Genomic DNA, 15,148 nt, shown 5'->3' on the forward strand with positions numbered 1-15,148 from the left:
CCCTGGCGGCGGCGTTCCAGAGGGTGACGCAAAGCCTCGTCGACGAGGTGTTCGGCGGCGGGCGGCCCGCCTCGTCCGACTCGGCGGCGCGTTGGGGCGACGTCAGGCGTACCGCTCGCGGAGCTTGTACTTGAGGATCTTGCGCAGGGCCTCGTTGCGCGGGAGGGATTCCAACAGCTCCAGTTGTTCCGGGAGCTTGTGCGTGGCCAGGCCTTCCGCGCGGAGGTGGGCCGTCAGCCGGGGCAGGGTCAAGGGGGCGGCGCCCGGTATCTGTTCGACCACCGCGCAGACGCGTTCGCCGCGGGCCTGGTCGGGGAGGCCGATGACCGCGACGTCGGCGACGCCCGGGAGGAGGTGGAGCAGGTCCTCGATCTCCTTCGCCGAGATGTTCTCGCCCTTGCGGATGATGACGTCCTTGCTGCGGCCGGTCAGGACCAGGTAGCCCTCCTGGGTCAGGTGGCCGAGGTCGCCCGTGATCAGGTAGCCGTCGGCGTCGAAGACCTCCGCCGACTGGTCCCGGTTCAGATAGCCCTGGCAGACGGCCTCGCCCCGGAGCCGTACCTCGCCGTCCGTGTTCGGGGGGAGCGGGGTGCCGTCCGGGGTGGTGATGCGGATGGACATGCCGGCCGGGGGGCGGCCCTCGGTGGTCGCCAGGTGGTCGGGGGTGTCGTCCGGGGCTCCCATGGTGATCATCGGGACCTCGGTCATGCCGTAGCCGTGGGTCAGCTGGCAGCCCATTTCGCGGACGACGGCGTGATAGATCTCCGGGGGCTTCGGGGCGCCACCTCCCGCGAGGAGGCGGAGGGTGGGGATGAGCGGGGCCGAGGGGGCCTTGCGCTGTTCCGTCAGGAACATGGAGTAGAAGGCGGTCGATCCGCCGGCCACCGTGACCCCGTGGCGGCGGTAGCCGTCCAGCGCGTCCGGCATCGCGAACTTCTCGAAGAGGACCGCGGGGAAGCCGTAGAGCAGCAGCATCACGGTGTAGTCGGGCCCGGCTATGTGCGCGAAGGGGAAGGCCATCGAGCCGACGTCGTACGGGGTCAGGTGCAGGGCGTGCGCGAGGCAGGAGCCGCCCGCGATCAGGGAGCGGTCGGTGTGCAGGACGCCCTTGGGGTCGGAAGTGGTGCCGGAGGTCCAGTAGATCCACCGGACGTCCGTGCCGGAGGCGGGCGGCGGCGGGAGTGCGGAGGGGTCGCCGTCCGGGAGGTCGTCGTAGGCCTCGAAGACGCCGCGCGCGCCGAGCCGACGGGCCATCGCGGGGTGGTCGAAGCCGCGCCAGATCCCGGGGACGGCGAAGAACTCGGCCTTGGACTCGCGGAGCGCGAAGCCGACCTCGCGGTCGCGGTAGAAGGGGATGACCGGGGTCTGGACGGCGCCGAGCCGGGCGAGGGCCACGGAGAGCAGTACGGTCTCGATGCGGGTGGGGAGCTGCCAGGCGACGACCGTGCCGGGGCGGACGCCCATGGCGTAGAGGCCGGCGGCGACGCGTTCGGAACGGTCGCGCAGTTCCCCGAAGGTCAGCCGGCGGTCCTGCGCCGGATCCTCGGCGGCCTCGATCAGGACGGTGGCGTCGGGGGTCAGTGCGGCCCGGCGGGTGATGAGTTCCCACAGGGTGCGGGAGCCGCTCAGTTCTGTCGCGATCGCGGTGTCCGTCATCCCAGACCTCCCCATAGCTGACGGTTAGTCAGATCAAGCGCAGAGCGTAGGGCTCCGGCGCTTGTCGGTCCAGGGGTGGCGGGGCTAGCTTGTTTCTGACGATCCATCAGATTGGCATCGGATTGGGGAGCCCATGGAACTGCCTCGGATCATCAGCGTCGACGACCACGTGATCGAACCCGCACACCTCTTCGACGTCTGGTTGCCCGCCAAGTACCGCGACCGCGGGCCCAAGGCGCTCACCGCCGGCATCGGTGAGCTGGCGTACACGGGCGGCAAGTACGTGATCACCATGGACCCCGACGGCCCGCCGACCGACTGGTGGATCTACGAGGACCTGAAGTTCCCGTACAAGCGCAACATCGCAGCCGTCGGCTTCGACCGCGACGACATGACGCTGGAGGGCATCACGCGGCAGGAGATGCGCCGCGGCTGCTGGGACCCGAAGGCCCGCCTCGCCGACATGGACCTCAACCACGTCGAGGCCTCGCTGTGCTTCCCCACCTTCCCGCGCTTCTGCGGGCAGACCTTCGCCGAGGCCCACGACAAGGAGGTGGCCCTCGCCTGTGTGCGCGCCTACAACGACTGGATGGTCGAGGAGTGGTGCGGCGACAGCGGCGGCCGGCTGATCCCGCTGTGCATCATCCCGCTCTGGGACATCGACCTGGCGGTCGCGGAGATCCGGCGCAACGCCGCCCGCGGGGTGCGCGCCGTGACCTTCTCCGAGATCCCCACCCACCTGGGCCTGCCGTCCATCCACTCCGGCTACTGGGACCCCTTCTTCGCCGTCTGCCAGGAGACCGGCACGGTGGTCAACATGCACATCGGGTCCAGCTCCCAGATGCCCGCCGCCTCCCCCGACGCGCCGCCCGCCGTGCAGGCCTCGCTCAGCTTCAACAACGCGATGGCCTCGATGATGGACTTCCTCTTCAGCGGCGTCCTCGTCAGGTTCCCGACGCTCAAGCTCGCCTACAGCGAGGGCCAGATGGGCTGGATCCCGTACGCCCTGGAGCGCGCCGACGACGTCTGGGAGGAACACCGGGCCTGGGGCGGGGTCCGCGACCTGATCCCCGAGCCGCCGTCCACGTACTACTACCGGCAGATCTTCTGCTGCTTCTTCCGCGACAAGCACGGGATCGCCTCGATCGACGTGGTGGGGCGCGACAACGCCACCTTCGAGACCGACTACCCGCACGTGGACTCGACCTTCCCGCACACCAAGGAGGTCGCCCTCGACCACGTGAAGGGCCTCGACGACGAGACGGTCTACAAGCTGATGCGCGGCAACGCCATCCGCATGCTCGGCCTGGACCTGGACCTGGACCTGGACCTGGACCGGGGCAGGAGCCGCTGATGGATCTGACCTACACCGAGGAGGAGCAGGACTTCCGGGCACGGCTGCGCGCATGGCTCGGCAAGGTGCTGCCCGAGCTCCCCGCCAAACCGTGCCCGGACGACTGGCCGGGCCGGCGCGCGTACGACCTCGGCTGGCAGCGCAGGCTGTACGAGGCCGGCTACGCGGGCCTGCACTGGCCGGTGGACGCCGGCGGCCGCGGAGCCACCCCGACCCAGCACCTGATCTTCCTGGAGGAGACGGAGCGCGCCGGGGCCCCGTACGTCGGCGCGAACTTCGTCGGGCTGCTGCACGCCGGCCCGACCATCGCCGCCGAGGGCACGGCCGGGCAGCGGGCGCGCTGGCTGCCGCCCGTGCTGCGCGGCGACGAGGTGTGGTGCCAGGGGTTCAGCGAGCCGGACGCGGGCTCGGACCTGGCCTCCCTGCGTACGCGGGCGGTCCGCGACGGCGACGACTACGTGGTCACCGGGTCGAAGATCTGGACCTCGCACGCGGAGGTCGCCGACTGGTGCGAGCTGCTGGTGCGGACCGATCCGCAGGCCCCCAAGCACCGGGGGATCTCCTGGCTGGCCATGCCGATGGACGCGCCGGGGATCACCGTGCGGCCGCTGCGCACGCTCGCCGGGTCGGCCGAGTTCGCGGAGGTGTTCCTCGACGAGGTGCGCGTCCCGGTCGCGAACCGGGTCGGGGCCGAGAACGACGGCTGGCGCGTCACCATGGTCACCCTCTCCTTCGAGCGGGGCACCGCCTTCGTCGGCGAGGTCGTCGCCTGCCGCCGGACCCTGGGCGAGCTGGCCCGTACGGCGAAGGCGAACGGCCGCTGGGACGACCCGGTGCTGCGGCGCAGGCTGGGACGGCTGTACGGGGAGTTCGGCGCGCTGTGGCGGCTCACCCAGTGGAACGTCAGCGAGTCCGAGGGCTCCGGCGGGGTCCCCGGCATCGGCGGCTCGGTCTTCAAGCTCGCCTACTCGCACGCGCGGCAGGAGCTGTACGACGTGGCGGCGGAGGTGCTGGGCGCCGCCTCCCTGTCCCTGGAGGAGGAATGGACCCTGGACCGGCTCTCCTCGCTCTCGTACACGATCGCGGCGGGCACCTCGCAGATCCAGCAGAACATCGTCGCCGAGCGGATCCTCGGCCTCCCGAAGGGCCGGTGAGGGGCGTGCACTTCCAGCCGACCGAGGAACAGCGGGACCTGCGGGCGGGGGTACGGGAACTGCTCGCGGGGCGGTACGGGCGCGAGGCGCTGCGGGCCTCGGTGGACACGGGCGCCGCCGTGGACCGGGGGCTGTGGCGGGAGCTGGGCGAGGCGGGCTTCTTCGCCCTGCGGCTGCCCGAGTCGGCCGGCGGCGTCGGCCTCGGGCTGCCGGAGGCGGTGCTCGTCTTCGAGGAGGCCGGGCGGGCCCTGCTGCCGGGACCGCTGGTGGCCACGCACCTGGCGGCCGGGGTGGTCCCGGGGGCGGCGGCGGGGACGGCGGTGGTGACCGCCTTCGACCTGGAGGGCGGCCTGGTCGCGCACCTGGGGGAGGCGGACGCGGTGCTGGGGGAGCCGGGGGTGCCCGCCGGCTCACCGGTTCGCTCGGTGGACCCGCTGACGCCGCTGCACCGGGTGGCGCCGGCGCCCGGGGACGTGTCGGAGTACCGCTCCGCGGGAGCGCTGCTGACGGCGGCGCTGCAGGTCGGCAGCGCGCTGCGGACGGTGGAGCTGGCGGTCCGGTACGCGGGCGAGCGCGAGCAGTTCGGGCAGCCGATCGGGGCGTTCCAGGCGGTCAAGCACCTGTGCGCGCAGATGCTGGTGCGGGCGGAGGTGGCCCGTACGGCGGTCTACGCGGCGGCGGTGACGGGAGATCCGGGAGAGGTGGCGGCTGCCAAGCTGCTGGCGGACGAGGCGGCGGTGCGCGGCGCCCGGGACTGTCTGCAGGTGCACGGCGGGATGGGCTTCACCTGGGAGGCGGACGTGCACCTGCACCTGAAGCGGGCGTGGGTGCGGGCCGGGCAGTGGCGGACGGCGGGGGAGGCGGAGGAGCTGCTGGCGGCGGAGCTGCTGGACTCGGCGGGGTAGCCGGCCGCGGCCGTTGCGGGGCACGGGAGGAACGCCACGGGACGCATGTCCGATTACAGAGAGTTGATATCGGTTTGTGTCCTTCGCCCCTCTCGTTACGGACCGGAGTCGGGGGCTTGCTCCGGTACGCTCCCACAGATGCGAGCGGTTGAGCGGCGCGAGCGTCGCACAGTATGCACCACGCCCACTCCTTCGCGCGGGAATATGCCCGAAGCGCTTGTTGTGGTGACTGTACGTCAACCATGCTGCTCCGCAAGGGGATCACAGTGGGTGATCCCATCCTGTCGCGAGGCGAAGTGTCCGCCGGTTCGGATGGTGTGAGCGGTGCAGGTGCTTCAGGTTCAGCTGGAGGTAGGACCGGACCCGGCCGAGGTCGGCCGGGCCCGCCGGTGGGCCCGTTCCCGGTTGGCGGGGTCGGGCATAGGGGATGACGAGCCGCTCGCCGAGACGCTGATCCTGCTGATCTCCGAGCTGGTCACCAACGCGGTCGTGCACACGGGCTGTCCGGCGGTGCTGCGGATGCTGTTCGGGGGACCCGGGGTGAGGGTCGAGGTGGCCGACGCGAGCGACCGGGCACCGGCCCGCCGGCAGGCGGCCGGGGACGACACCGGCGGGCGCGGCCTGGAGCTGGTGGACGGCCTGGCGGACCGCTGGGGCTGGCAGCGCGAGGGTGCGGGCAAACGCATCTGGTGCGAGATCGACCGCGCGGAGAAGGCGGCGTCGGACTGCGCCTCCGACGGGCCGGCGGAAATTCACACCTCCATGCGGGAACCGCGCGTGTACCTCTAACGAGGTGTTGACGTTCCGTCACATCTTGATCACCCTGGTGTGGAGCGATTCGACGCGAGGGGACGCCAAGGGCACGCCTTGACGAGTGCGGGTCGCGGGGTGGCGGCTGCCGTGCCGCGCTCGGGGCGTGCATGCGCGCCGCCGCCACCCGCATCACTCCGGCTGCGGCAGCGGCGGAAGGTCGTCCGCGAACGGCGTGTCGACCCCGGCCCAGTCGAAGGTGAACCGCCGGCCGGCCCGGTCGTGGCGGACCGCACTCCCGCACGGAGGGAGCCGGAGGTGCTGGTGGATCCAGCCGTCGAGCGCGAGCGCGGCGACCTCGGACTGGTAGTCGGCGCCCGGGTACGCGAGGGAGGCGACCTCCAGAACCAGGTGACCACGGCCCGCCACTCGCGCGACCAGCTCGTGCGTATGCAGCGACATCCCGAAGGCGAGCCAGGCCGCGTCCTTCCAGTACAGCCCGCCCGCCGGCAGGGAAAGGTGGAGGGACCCGTACGCGCGCAGGGCCTGCGGGGGCGGGGAGTCCACCTCGTACGCTGCCGCGGTGATGTCGGCGGCAAGTCCCGCGCCGCCCTTCATGAACCGAAACCTGAAGGTCTCCACCATCACTCGCTCTCCGCCGCCCCTGGTCGTGCACGTGCCCGGCTGCCCCCGCGGTTCGCCGGCCGGTGGGCGGCGTCGCGCGGGGGCGGCGGGGGTGAAGGGTCAGCCGTCGGTGCAGATCACGTCGTACGGGCGGCCGATCGCCATGGTCAGCTCGATGGGGTCCGTGGTGCCGGAGGGGCACTCGGACTTCGTCTTGACGAGGCCGAGGACCTTCTGGGCGCCCGAGCCGCCGCAGGCGACCTCCTTGGCCTGAGAGGTCACGCAGTCGCCCTTGACGAGCTGGCCGCCGCCGGCGCCCGCGTCGCCGGGGTGGTCGTCCGACAGGTTGCGGCCGCAGACGGTGTTGGTGGGGATGCCGCTCGACTTGCCGCCGTAGGAGATGCTCACGTCGATCATCAGGTCCGTGCCGGGCGGGCACTGGATCGCGCCCGGGAGGATGCTGGCCTCCTTGATGTCGATGGCCTTGAAGGAGGCACCGGAGTCGGAGCAGCCCGTCCGCTTGTACCCGTCGGGGGCCTTGGCCGGGTCGGGGCCGCCGCAGTCGCCGACCTTCCACGCGCTGGAGGTGTCGGAGGAGGACTCGGGGGATCCGGGGTCCTTGGCCGTGGGCTTGGCGGAGGGGGAGGCCGAGGTGGACGCCGCGGGCTTGCCGTCGTCCTTGCGGAGCGACTGCAGGGTGAAGTAGCCGCCGATGATGATCACGGCGAGGACGATGACGGCGACGACGTTGCCGCCCGAGCGGCGCCTGGGGGCGGGCGGCGGCGGTACCTGGTACGGGTTGGCCATGCGGGCTTCTCCTGCAGGGAAGGGTGGTGGGGACGGGGGGTGACGCGCGAACGGTGACGCGTCATGAACACCTCATGGTTCCACGAGGGTCGGACACCCACGTCGCCGCAGTGCGGCCCCCTCCGGCCTCGGCGCTTCCCTGCTGGTCAGAGGATGGCCACGGGGGCCACGGGAGTACCCGTGCCGCCGACGAAGGGTTCCGGCATGGCGGAGAGGAAGAAGGAGTACCGGTTCTCTTCTGCACAGGCTGTGGACAACTTTTCGAGATCCCAGTTCTGGCCCTGGTGCATGCCCATCTCGACCAGGTCTAGGGCGTGGACCGGCAGCCACAGGTCGTCGATCTCCGGCGGGAAGATCTCGAAGGTGAGGGTGTCGTTCGCGACGGCCGCCACGTCGCGGGCGTGGAACCACTCCGGGGTACGGACCGAGAGGCCGGGCGAGGGGAAGCCGTAGCCGTGTCTGTCGCCCGCCAGGTAGACCTGGATCTGGCCGGTGCGGACCAGGACGATGTCGCCCGGGCGGACCGTGATCCCGCCGAACTCCTCGGCCTCCGCCAGGTCTTCCGGGGTCACCGCGTGGCCCCCCTCCAGCCGGTCCAGGCCCTTCGCCCGGGCCACGTCCAGGAGGACCCCGCGCGAGACGACGGGGCCGGCCTTGTCGATGCCGCTGTACTCGGCGCGGCCGTGCGCCGTGATGGTGCCGGCCGGGCGGCCGTTGTAGATCTTCCCCGAGTGCGAGACGTGGGTGAGGGCGTCCCAGTGGGTGCCCGCCTGGAGGCCCATGCTCACGGCGTCGTCGCTGCACGCCACCGTGCCAGGGCCGAAGATCTCCTGGTTGATCTGCACCATCGTGTGCAGCGGGTTGATCCGGCCCGGGATCATGCCGACCTGCACCCCGTCCTCCTTGAGGGGGAGGGCGAGGGGGACGCGGCGGCCGCTGCGGATCTCCGCCGCGGCGGCCCGGACGACCTCGTCCGTGATCAGGTTCAGGGTGCCGATCTCGTCGTCGGCGCCCCATCGTCCCCAGTTGTTGACGCGCTTGGCGATGTCGTGGAAGGCGGCGGGCAGGGTCATGGGCGTCGACAGCTCCTTGCGTGGATACGGCAACGAGGGCTTGTGCAGGTGCATCTGACTACCCATAGAATCTAACGGTCCGTCAGAAAACGCGGGAAGGGGCCGGACGTGGGGAACTTCTTGGCAGGCAAGGTCGTCGCCGTCACCGGCGCCGGCCGGGGCATCGGGCGGGCCGTGGCACTCGCCGCGGCCGCCGAGGGCGCCAAGGTCGTCGTCAACGACTACGGCGTCGGGATCGAGGGCGGCGAACCGACCAGCGAGATCGCCGACGGCGTGGTGAAGGAGATCCGGGCCGCCGGCGGCGAGGCCGTCGCCGTCGCCGACGACATCTCCACCATGGCGGGCGGCCAGCGCATCGTGGACACCGCGCTCACGCAGTTCGGCAGCATCGACGGCGTCGTGTGCGTGGCCGGCATCCTGCGCGAGCGGATGCTGTTCAACATGTCCGAGGAGGAGTGGGACCCGGTGGTCGCCACCCACCTCAAGGGCACCTTCACCGTCTTCCGCGCCGCCTCCGCCGTCATGCGCAGGCAGGGCTCGGGCACCCTGATCGGCTTCACCAGCGGCAACCACCAGGGATCCGTGGCCCAGGCCAACTACAGCGCGGCCAAGGGCGGGATCATCTCCCTCGTCCGGTCCGCGGCACTGGGCCTCGCCAAGTACGGGGTCACCGCCAACGCCGTCGCACCCGTGGCCCGTACGCGCATGTCGGCGAACGTTCCCATGGAGCTCAAGGAGATCGGGGAGCCGGAGGACGTGGCCGCGCTGGTCACCTACCTGCTCAGCGACCGCGCCAGGGCCGAGGACATCACCGGGCAGGTCTACACGATCGCCGGCCCGAAGATCGCCGTCTGGGCGCAGCCGCGCGAGCTGCGCGCCGGGTACGCCGAGGGCTCCTGGACCCCGGAGAAGATCGCCGACTTCCTGCCCGGGACGGTGGGCACCGACCCGATGCCGATGCTGGCGCAGCTTGAGGCCATGGCCAAGGCGGCGGCCGCCAAGGACCGTCCCAACGCATAGGGGGGGCCTGAGCAGGATGGACTTCAGCTTCGGGGCCGAGGACGAGGAGCTGCGCGGGCACGCCCGGGCGTGGCTGACGGAGCACCTCGTGGGCCCGTACGCGCAGGCCGTCGGCCTCGGCGGGCCGGGCAGCGAACACGAGGGGGTCGAGGCCCGGCGCGCGTGGGAGCGCGAGCTGGGCAGCGGCGGCTGGATCGGGCAGGGCTGGGAGGTCCCGGCCGGGGCGTACGGGCAGCGGCGGCTCTCGCTGACCGGCCAGGTGGTGTGGGCCGAGGAGTACGCGGCGCTGCGCGCGCCCGGCCGGGTCGGCCACATCGGGGAGAACCTCCTCGCGCCCACGCTGATCGCGTACGGCAGCCGGGAGCAGCGGGACCGCTTCCTGCCCGGGATCGCCAGGGGCGAGGAGCTGTGGTGCCAGGGCTACAGCGAGCCGGGGGCCGGCTCCGACCTCGCGGGGATCCGTACGGCCGCGCTGCGGGACCCGGCCGACGGGCTGTACCGGGTCACCGGGCAGAAGATCTGGACCTCCCTGGCCCGGGACGCCGACTGGTGCTTCGTCCTGGCCCGCACCGAGCCCGGGTCCCGGCGCCACCGGGGGCTGTCCTTCCTGCTCGTACGGATGGACCAGCCGGGCCGCGTCGAGGTCCGGCCGATCCGGCAGATGTCGGGGACATCCGAGTTCAACGAGGTCTTCTTCGACGGGGCGGTGGCGGCGGAGGTCGTCGGCGGGGAGGGCGACGGCTGGACCGTGGCCATGGGCCTGCTCGCCCTGGAACGCGGGGTCTCGACGCTGGTGCAGCAGATCGGCTTCGCGGCGGAACTGGAGCGGGTGCTGGCGGCGTACGCGGCGCGGGCGGCTCCGGGCACGGGGGATCCCGTCCTGCGGGACCGGCTCGTGCGGCAGTGGGCCGAGCTGCGCACGATGCGGTGGAACGCCCTGCGCACGCTCGGCGGCGCCACCGACGACGCGGGCGCGCCCAGCGTGGCCAAACTGCTGTGGGGCGGCTGGCACCGGCGGCTCGGGGAGCTGGCGGTGGAGGTGCGCGGCGCGGCGGCCACCGCCGGTCCGGCGGCCTGGGCGCCCGGGCTCCCGTACGAGCTCGGACTCGACGAGGAACAGCGGCTCTTCCTGTTCACCCGTGCCGACACCATCTACGGCGGCTCGGACGAGATCCAGCGGAACATCATCGCCGAGCGCGTGCTCGGCCTGCCTAAGGAGTCCAGGTGAGAGGCGTCGTGTTCGACGGCAAGCAGGCCCAGGTGGTCGACGACCTGGAGATCCGGGACCCGGGGCCGGGGGAGGTGCTCGTCGCGATCGGGGCGGCCGGGCTGTGCCACAGCGACCTGTCGGTCATCGACGGGACGATTCCGTTCCCGCCGCCGGTGGTACTGGGGCACGAGGGCGCGGGCATCGTGGAGGCCGTGGGCGCGGGGGTCACCCACGTGGCGCCGGGCGATCACGTGTCGCTGTCCACCCTGGCCAACTGCGGGGCGTGCGCCGACTGCGACCGGGGCCGGCCGACGATGTGCCGCAAGGCGATCGGGATGCCGGGGCAGCCGTTCTCGCGGGGCGGGAAGCCGCTGTTCCAGTTCGCTTCCAACTCCGCCTTCGCGGAGCGCACGATCGTCAAGGCCGTCCAGGCCGTGAAGATCCCCGCCGACATCCCGCTGACCTCGGCGGCGCTCATCGGCTGCGGGGTCCTCACGGGGGTGGGCGCGGTGCTGAACCGGGCCCGCGTCGACCGCGGCGAGTCGGTGGTCGTCATCGGCACCGGCGGCATCGGGCTGAACGTGCTCCAGGGGGCCCGGATAGCGGGGGCCACGACGATCGTCGCCGTGGACGCGAACCCGGCCAAGGAGGCGGTGGCCCGGCAGTTCGGGGCCACGCACTTCATCGACGCCTCCGCCGTGGCCGACTCCTCGGCGGCGGTGCGCGAGATCCTGCCGACCGGCGCCGACCACGCCTTCGAGTGCGTGGGCAACGTCAAGCTGATCCGCCAGGCCGTGGACCTCCTCGACCGGCACGGTCAGGCGATCCTGCTCGGCGTGCCCGGATTCACGGAGGAAGCGTCCTTCCTCGCCTCCTCCATGTACCTGGACAAGACGATCATGGGCTGCCGGTACGGGTCCTCGCGCCCGCAGCGCGACATCGCGCTGTACGCCGAGCTCTACCGGCAGGGCAGCCTGCTGCTGGACGAGCTGGTGACGGAGGTCTACCCGGTGGAGGACTTCGCCAAGGCCGTCGACGACGCCCACCACGGGCGGGTGGCGCGCGGGGTGCTCACCTTCTGACCGCGGGCGCCACTGCCGGGGACGGCCGGGGCTCCTCCCGACCGCCCCAGCCGTCCGCAGCGCTACGCCCGCCCGGACGGCCGCGACCCCTTCGACCACGAGGTGCCGCCCACCGACGAGGAGCTCGCCCAGTGGCGCACGTGGGCGACGACCGTCTTCATCCCCAACATCCAGGCCATGCGGGACGTGGTGGTCCGCAAGGGCGACCTGCTGATCGAGGAGGAGATGCCGCAGGTGCTGCTCACGCTCTGCGCGCACGTCTCGGGCTACGAGATCACCGCCGCGCGGTGGGCGGCGGGCGACCACGAGGAACACCTGTCGCGGATTCCGTTCCCGGGCCGCGAGATGCGCGAGTACACGCGGGACCGGTTCGCCCGGCTGAAGGCCGAGCAGTCCCGGCTGCTGGGGCGTCGCCGTGGGCGGGTCAGTCGCTGAAGCGGCCGAAGCGGCCCTTGTGGAAGAGGAGCGGCTCGCCCTCGCCGGCCGCGCCCATGGCCACGACGCGGCCGACGACGATGAGGTGGTCCCCGCCGGTGTGCACGGCCTGGATCCGGCAGTCGATCCAGGCGGGCACGGCGTCGAGCTGCGGTGATCCGGTGACGGGGGCGGGGGTGTGGCTCACCCCGGCGAACTTGTCCGCGCCGCTGACGGCGAAGGACCGGCACAGTTCGCCCTGCTCGGCTCCGAGGATGTTGACGCAGAACACCCCGGCGCGGGCGATCCGCGGCCAGGTGGTCGACGTACGGGCCACCATGAAGGTCACCAGGGGCGGGTCGAGGGACAGCGAGGCGAAGGACTGGCAGGCGAAGCCGGCCGGCCCGTCCTCGTCCTCGCCGGGCGGCGCGGTGATGACGGTGACCCCGCTGGCGAAGTTCCCGAGCACGGCCCGGAACTCGGCGGGACTGACCGGTGCGCGCTCGTCCTCGCCGACGGCCCGCAGGTCGGGGCGCGGCAGGGCGTCGACGGGCTCGGGTTCCCGCTCCGTCGCGGCGGAGGTGGGGGCGCCGACTGACCTGAGGTATCGGACGACGGTGGCCGCCATCCCTGCATGTCCCATCACACCGACGATTGAAGCTGACGGTTCGTCAGATAGGAAGGGGTGGGCGCGGGCGCGTTGACGGATCGCGCTGACCTCGGGCCTTCGCGCCGGGCTCCAGCGGCCTTCCGTGATCCGGCCAATGGCCTGAACTCCCTTGTGAGGAAGGCGACATGGGGCAACGAGTGGGGTGAGGAGGCCCGTGTGTATGGTCTTGGCCAACGACAACGACGTCGGGGGCTGGGGTGGTCATGGGCAACGGTTTTCGCTACCGGGCCGAACGGATCTCACTGGGTGCGATGGCAGCCGCGGGCATCGGGGTCCTGCTCGCCGACGTCCTCGGGTGGCTCGACAGGATGGCCCCCGGGGGCACGAGCGCATGGAGCCCCTGCTGGTGCGCGACGGCGAGAACCGCTCGCGCTTCTACTACCCGCACCACCATCACGATGCCAAGAAGCACTCGCTGGAGACCGTGAACCTGCTGGCCACCAGCCACTCCGACCGGCTGGGCAACCGGCTGCGGCAGTTGATCGGCGACGGCGAGGGAACCGCCGACTGCTTCAAGAAGACGGAGCAGAGCTCGCTGCGGCTCAAGGTGAGCTTCTACGACCAGTTCCTGCCGGCGCTGGAGCGGGTCCGGAGCTGAAGCGGGGGCATGCGGCGAGGCACCGGTCCCCCTTTCCCCCACACGGGTGAACCGTGCCGCTTCCGTGGGTCCGTACGCCGGGGCGGGGGTGAAGGCTCGGCATCGTGGCAGCGACCTCGTACCGCCGCCGTACTCCCGGGAGGACCCCCATGCTCGGCACCGACTTCAGCACCGGATCACCCAACTGGCTCGACCTCGGCAGCCCCGACACGAAGGCGGCCGCCGCCTTCTACGGAAACGTCTTCGGCTGGGACTTCGCCTCCGCCGGGCCCGAAGCGGGCGGCTACGGCTTCTTCCAGGTGGACGGGAAGACCGTCGCCGCGCTCGGGCCGCTCACCGAGGAGGGGGCGACGTCCGCCTGGATGCACCACTTCATGACCCCCGACATCGAGGCCACCGCCGCGGCCGTCCGCGACGGCGGCGGCACGGTCCGGATGGAGCCCGGGGACGTCATGGGGGAGGGCCGGCTCGCGCACTTCACCGACCCGCAGGGCGCCGAGTTCGCCTGCTGGCAGCCCGGGAACACCGCCGGGTTCGAGGTGGCCTCCGCCGAGAACACGCTGGTGTGGGCGGAGCTCCACGTGGCGGACCCGGTCGCGGCCATCGGCTTCTACGCCGACCTGTTCGGGTGGCGGTACGCCGAGATGGACGTGCCCGGGATGACGTACCGCGTCCTGAGCACCGCCGACGGGGACCAGGAGGACGCCTCCTTCGGCGGGGTGGCGCCGCTGGGCGAGGGCGCGGGCGGCGAGGAGGAGAAGGCGCGCTGGGTGCCGTACTTCCACGTGGCGGACGTGGACGGCACCATCGCGAAGGCGGAGAAGAGCGGCGGGTCGGTGCTCATGCCGGCGGCGGACGTACCGGACGTCGGGCGGCTCGCGTGGCTGGCGGACCCCTTCGGCGCGGTGTTCGCGCTGCTCAAGCCGAACCCCCAGATGTAGCTCACCGGCCCAGGTACTTGGGCGTGCGGCGCTCCACGAAGCTCGCCACGCCCTCGTTCGCGTCGGCCGTGGTCATGTTGATCTCCTGAGCGGTGGCCTCGGCGGCCAGGGCGGCTGCCCGGTCACCGTCCAGGGAGGCGTTGACCAGCTGCTTCGTCAGGGCGAGGGCACGGGTGGGGCCCTGCGCGAGCCGTTCGGCCCACGCGCGGGCCGTCTCCTCCAGCTCCTCGGCCGGAACCACCGTGTTGACCAGGCCGAGGCGCTCGGCGTCGGCCGCCGGGAGGGCGTCGCCGAAGAACATCAGCTCCTTGGCCTTCTGCGGGCCGACGAGACGGGGCAGCAGATACGCGCCGCCGCCGTCGGGGACCAGGCCGCGGCGGACGAACACCTCGATGAAACGAGCCGGTTCGGCGGCGATGACGAGGTCGCAGGCGAGGGCCAGGTGGGCGCCGATGCCGGCGGCCGTGCCGTTGACGGCGGCGAGGACCGGCTTCTCGCAGTCCAGCACCGCGGTGATCAGGCGCTGCGCGCCGAGGCGGATCATGCGGGCCACGTCGCCGGCGACCCTCTCGCCGGCGGGGGCGCCGCCGCCGCGGAGGTCCGCGCCCGCGCAGAAGCCCTTGCCGGTGGCGGTGAGGACGACGGCGCGGACGGCGGGGTCGGCGGAGGCGTCGGCGAGCAGCGCGATGACGCGCTCGCGCTGGTCCCAGGTGACGGCGTTCATCGCCTCGGGGCGGTTGAGGGTGATCCAGGCGACGCCGTTGTCGACGCGGTGGAGGACTTCGTCCTCCGTGATGCCGGTCATGGTGAACTCCCGTTCGGGGTGGGCGAAGTGGCGGGGCGCGGAGCCGCTGCGGGGGCTCCGCCCCGATCTTTGAGCCTCGCCGGCG

Annotated in this window: 16 protein-coding genes; 10 read left to right on the plus strand and 6 right to left on the minus strand. The window is 72.3% G+C overall.

From position 1 onward, the window contains the following. Nucleotides 1-102 precede the first annotated feature (102 nt). Nucleotides 103-1,656, minus strand: a complete 1,554-nt coding sequence (locus tag RIU97_RS23120) for a class I adenylate-forming enzyme family protein (RefSeq protein ID WP_404959489.1) — start codon at nt 1,654-1,656, stop codon at nt 103-105. Nucleotides 1,657-1,789: 133 nt separating this feature from the next. Between RIU97_RS23120 and RIU97_RS23125 the strand changes: the two genes are divergently transcribed. The 4 genes from RIU97_RS23125 to RIU97_RS23140 all read left to right on the plus strand — a co-directional run bounded on the left by RIU97_RS23125 (nt 1,790) and on the right by RIU97_RS23140 (nt 5,858). Beyond that, nucleotides 1,790-3,010 (plus strand): amidohydrolase family protein, encoded by a 1,221-nt coding sequence (locus RIU97_RS23125; RefSeq protein WP_404959490.1) that lies wholly within the window; start codon nt 1,790-1,792, stop codon nt 3,008-3,010. Then, nucleotides 3,010-4,164, plus strand: coding sequence for an acyl-CoA dehydrogenase family protein (locus RIU97_RS23130; RefSeq protein WP_404959491.1), 1,155 nt, complete (start codon nt 3,010-3,012; stop codon nt 4,162-4,164). Before RIU97_RS23125 ends, RIU97_RS23130 begins: the two co-directional genes overlap by 1 nt. A gap of 5 nt (nt 4,165-4,169) precedes the next feature. Then, nucleotides 4,170-5,069 carry an acyl-CoA dehydrogenase family protein gene (locus RIU97_RS23135; RefSeq protein ID WP_404959492.1) on the plus strand — a complete coding sequence of 300 codons (900 nt, stop codon included), beginning with the start codon at nt 4,170-4,172 and terminating at the stop codon, nt 5,067-5,069. Nucleotides 5,070-5,393: 324 nt separating this feature from the next. Then, on the plus strand, nt 5,394-5,858 hold the full coding sequence (locus RIU97_RS23140) for an ATP-binding protein (RefSeq protein WP_404959493.1): 465 nt from the start codon (nt 5,394-5,396) through the stop codon (nt 5,856-5,858). A gap of 153 nt (nt 5,859-6,011) precedes the next feature. Here RIU97_RS23140 and RIU97_RS23145 read toward each other — a convergent pair whose 3' ends face one another. The 3 genes from RIU97_RS23145 to RIU97_RS23155 form a co-directional block, all read right to left on the minus strand. Continuing rightward, nucleotides 6,012-6,464 (minus strand): hypothetical protein, encoded by a 453-nt coding sequence (locus RIU97_RS23145; protein WP_404959494.1) that lies wholly within the window; start codon nt 6,462-6,464, stop codon nt 6,012-6,014. Between the two features lie 99 nt (nt 6,465-6,563). Then, on the minus strand, nt 6,564-7,250 hold the full coding sequence (locus RIU97_RS23150) for a hypothetical protein (RefSeq protein ID WP_404959495.1): 687 nt from the start codon (nt 7,248-7,250) through the stop codon (nt 6,564-6,566). A 146-nt stretch (nt 7,251-7,396) separates the two neighbouring features. Then, nucleotides 7,397-8,323, minus strand: a complete 927-nt coding sequence (locus RIU97_RS23155; protein WP_404959496.1) for a cyclase family protein — start codon at nt 8,321-8,323, stop codon at nt 7,397-7,399. A 108-nt stretch (nt 8,324-8,431) separates the two neighbouring features. Between RIU97_RS23155 and RIU97_RS23160 the strand changes: the two genes are divergently transcribed. The 4 genes from RIU97_RS23160 to RIU97_RS23175 all read left to right on the plus strand — a co-directional run bounded on the left by RIU97_RS23160 (nt 8,432) and on the right by RIU97_RS23175 (nt 12,070). Next, on the plus strand, nt 8,432-9,343 hold the full coding sequence (locus tag RIU97_RS23160; RefSeq protein WP_404959497.1) for an SDR family oxidoreductase: 912 nt from the start codon (nt 8,432-8,434) through the stop codon (nt 9,341-9,343). A 16-nt stretch (nt 9,344-9,359) separates the two neighbouring features. Then, nucleotides 9,360-10,571, plus strand: a complete 1,212-nt coding sequence (locus RIU97_RS23165; protein WP_404959498.1) for an acyl-CoA dehydrogenase family protein — start codon at nt 9,360-9,362, stop codon at nt 10,569-10,571. Then, nucleotides 10,568-11,635: a Zn-dependent alcohol dehydrogenase gene (locus RIU97_RS23170; protein ID WP_404959499.1), complete on the plus strand. Its 1,068-nt coding sequence runs from the start codon at nt 10,568-10,570 to the stop codon at nt 11,633-11,635. The genes RIU97_RS23165 and RIU97_RS23170 overlap by 4 nt, the downstream gene beginning before the upstream one ends. 102 nt (nt 11,636-11,737) lie before the next feature. Next, nucleotides 11,738-12,070, plus strand: a complete 333-nt coding sequence (locus RIU97_RS23175) for a hypothetical protein (protein ID WP_404959500.1) — start codon at nt 11,738-11,740, stop codon at nt 12,068-12,070. Here the strand turns inward: RIU97_RS23175 and RIU97_RS23180 are convergent. After that, nucleotides 12,060-12,677 (minus strand): flavin reductase family protein, encoded by a 618-nt coding sequence (locus tag RIU97_RS23180; RefSeq protein WP_404962908.1) that lies wholly within the window; start codon nt 12,675-12,677, stop codon nt 12,060-12,062. The two genes, RIU97_RS23175 and RIU97_RS23180, sit on opposite strands and share 11 nt — an antisense overlap. A 373-nt stretch (nt 12,678-13,050) precedes the next feature. Between RIU97_RS23180 and RIU97_RS23185 the strand changes: the two genes are divergently transcribed. Together RIU97_RS23185 and RIU97_RS23190 are read left to right on the plus strand one after the other, a co-directional pair. Next, on the plus strand, nt 13,051-13,317 hold the full coding sequence (locus RIU97_RS23185; RefSeq protein ID WP_404959501.1) for a hypothetical protein: 267 nt from the start codon (nt 13,051-13,053) through the stop codon (nt 13,315-13,317). A 149-nt stretch (nt 13,318-13,466) separates the two neighbouring features. Then, nucleotides 13,467-14,258, plus strand: coding sequence for a VOC family protein (locus tag RIU97_RS23190; RefSeq protein WP_404959502.1), 792 nt, complete (start codon nt 13,467-13,469; stop codon nt 14,256-14,258). Nucleotide 14,259: 1 nt separating this feature from the next. Here the strand turns inward: RIU97_RS23190 and RIU97_RS23195 are convergent, their stop codons facing one another. Beyond that, nucleotides 14,260-15,063 (minus strand): enoyl-CoA hydratase/isomerase family protein, encoded by an 804-nt coding sequence (locus RIU97_RS23195; protein ID WP_404959503.1) that lies wholly within the window; start codon nt 15,061-15,063, stop codon nt 14,260-14,262. Nucleotides 15,064-15,148: the final 85 nt, after the last annotated feature.

The sequence above is a fragment of the Streptomyces sp. 147326 genome, assembly GCF_045000215.1.
Lineage (GTDB): Bacteria > Actinomycetota > Actinomycetes > Streptomycetales > Streptomycetaceae > Streptomyces.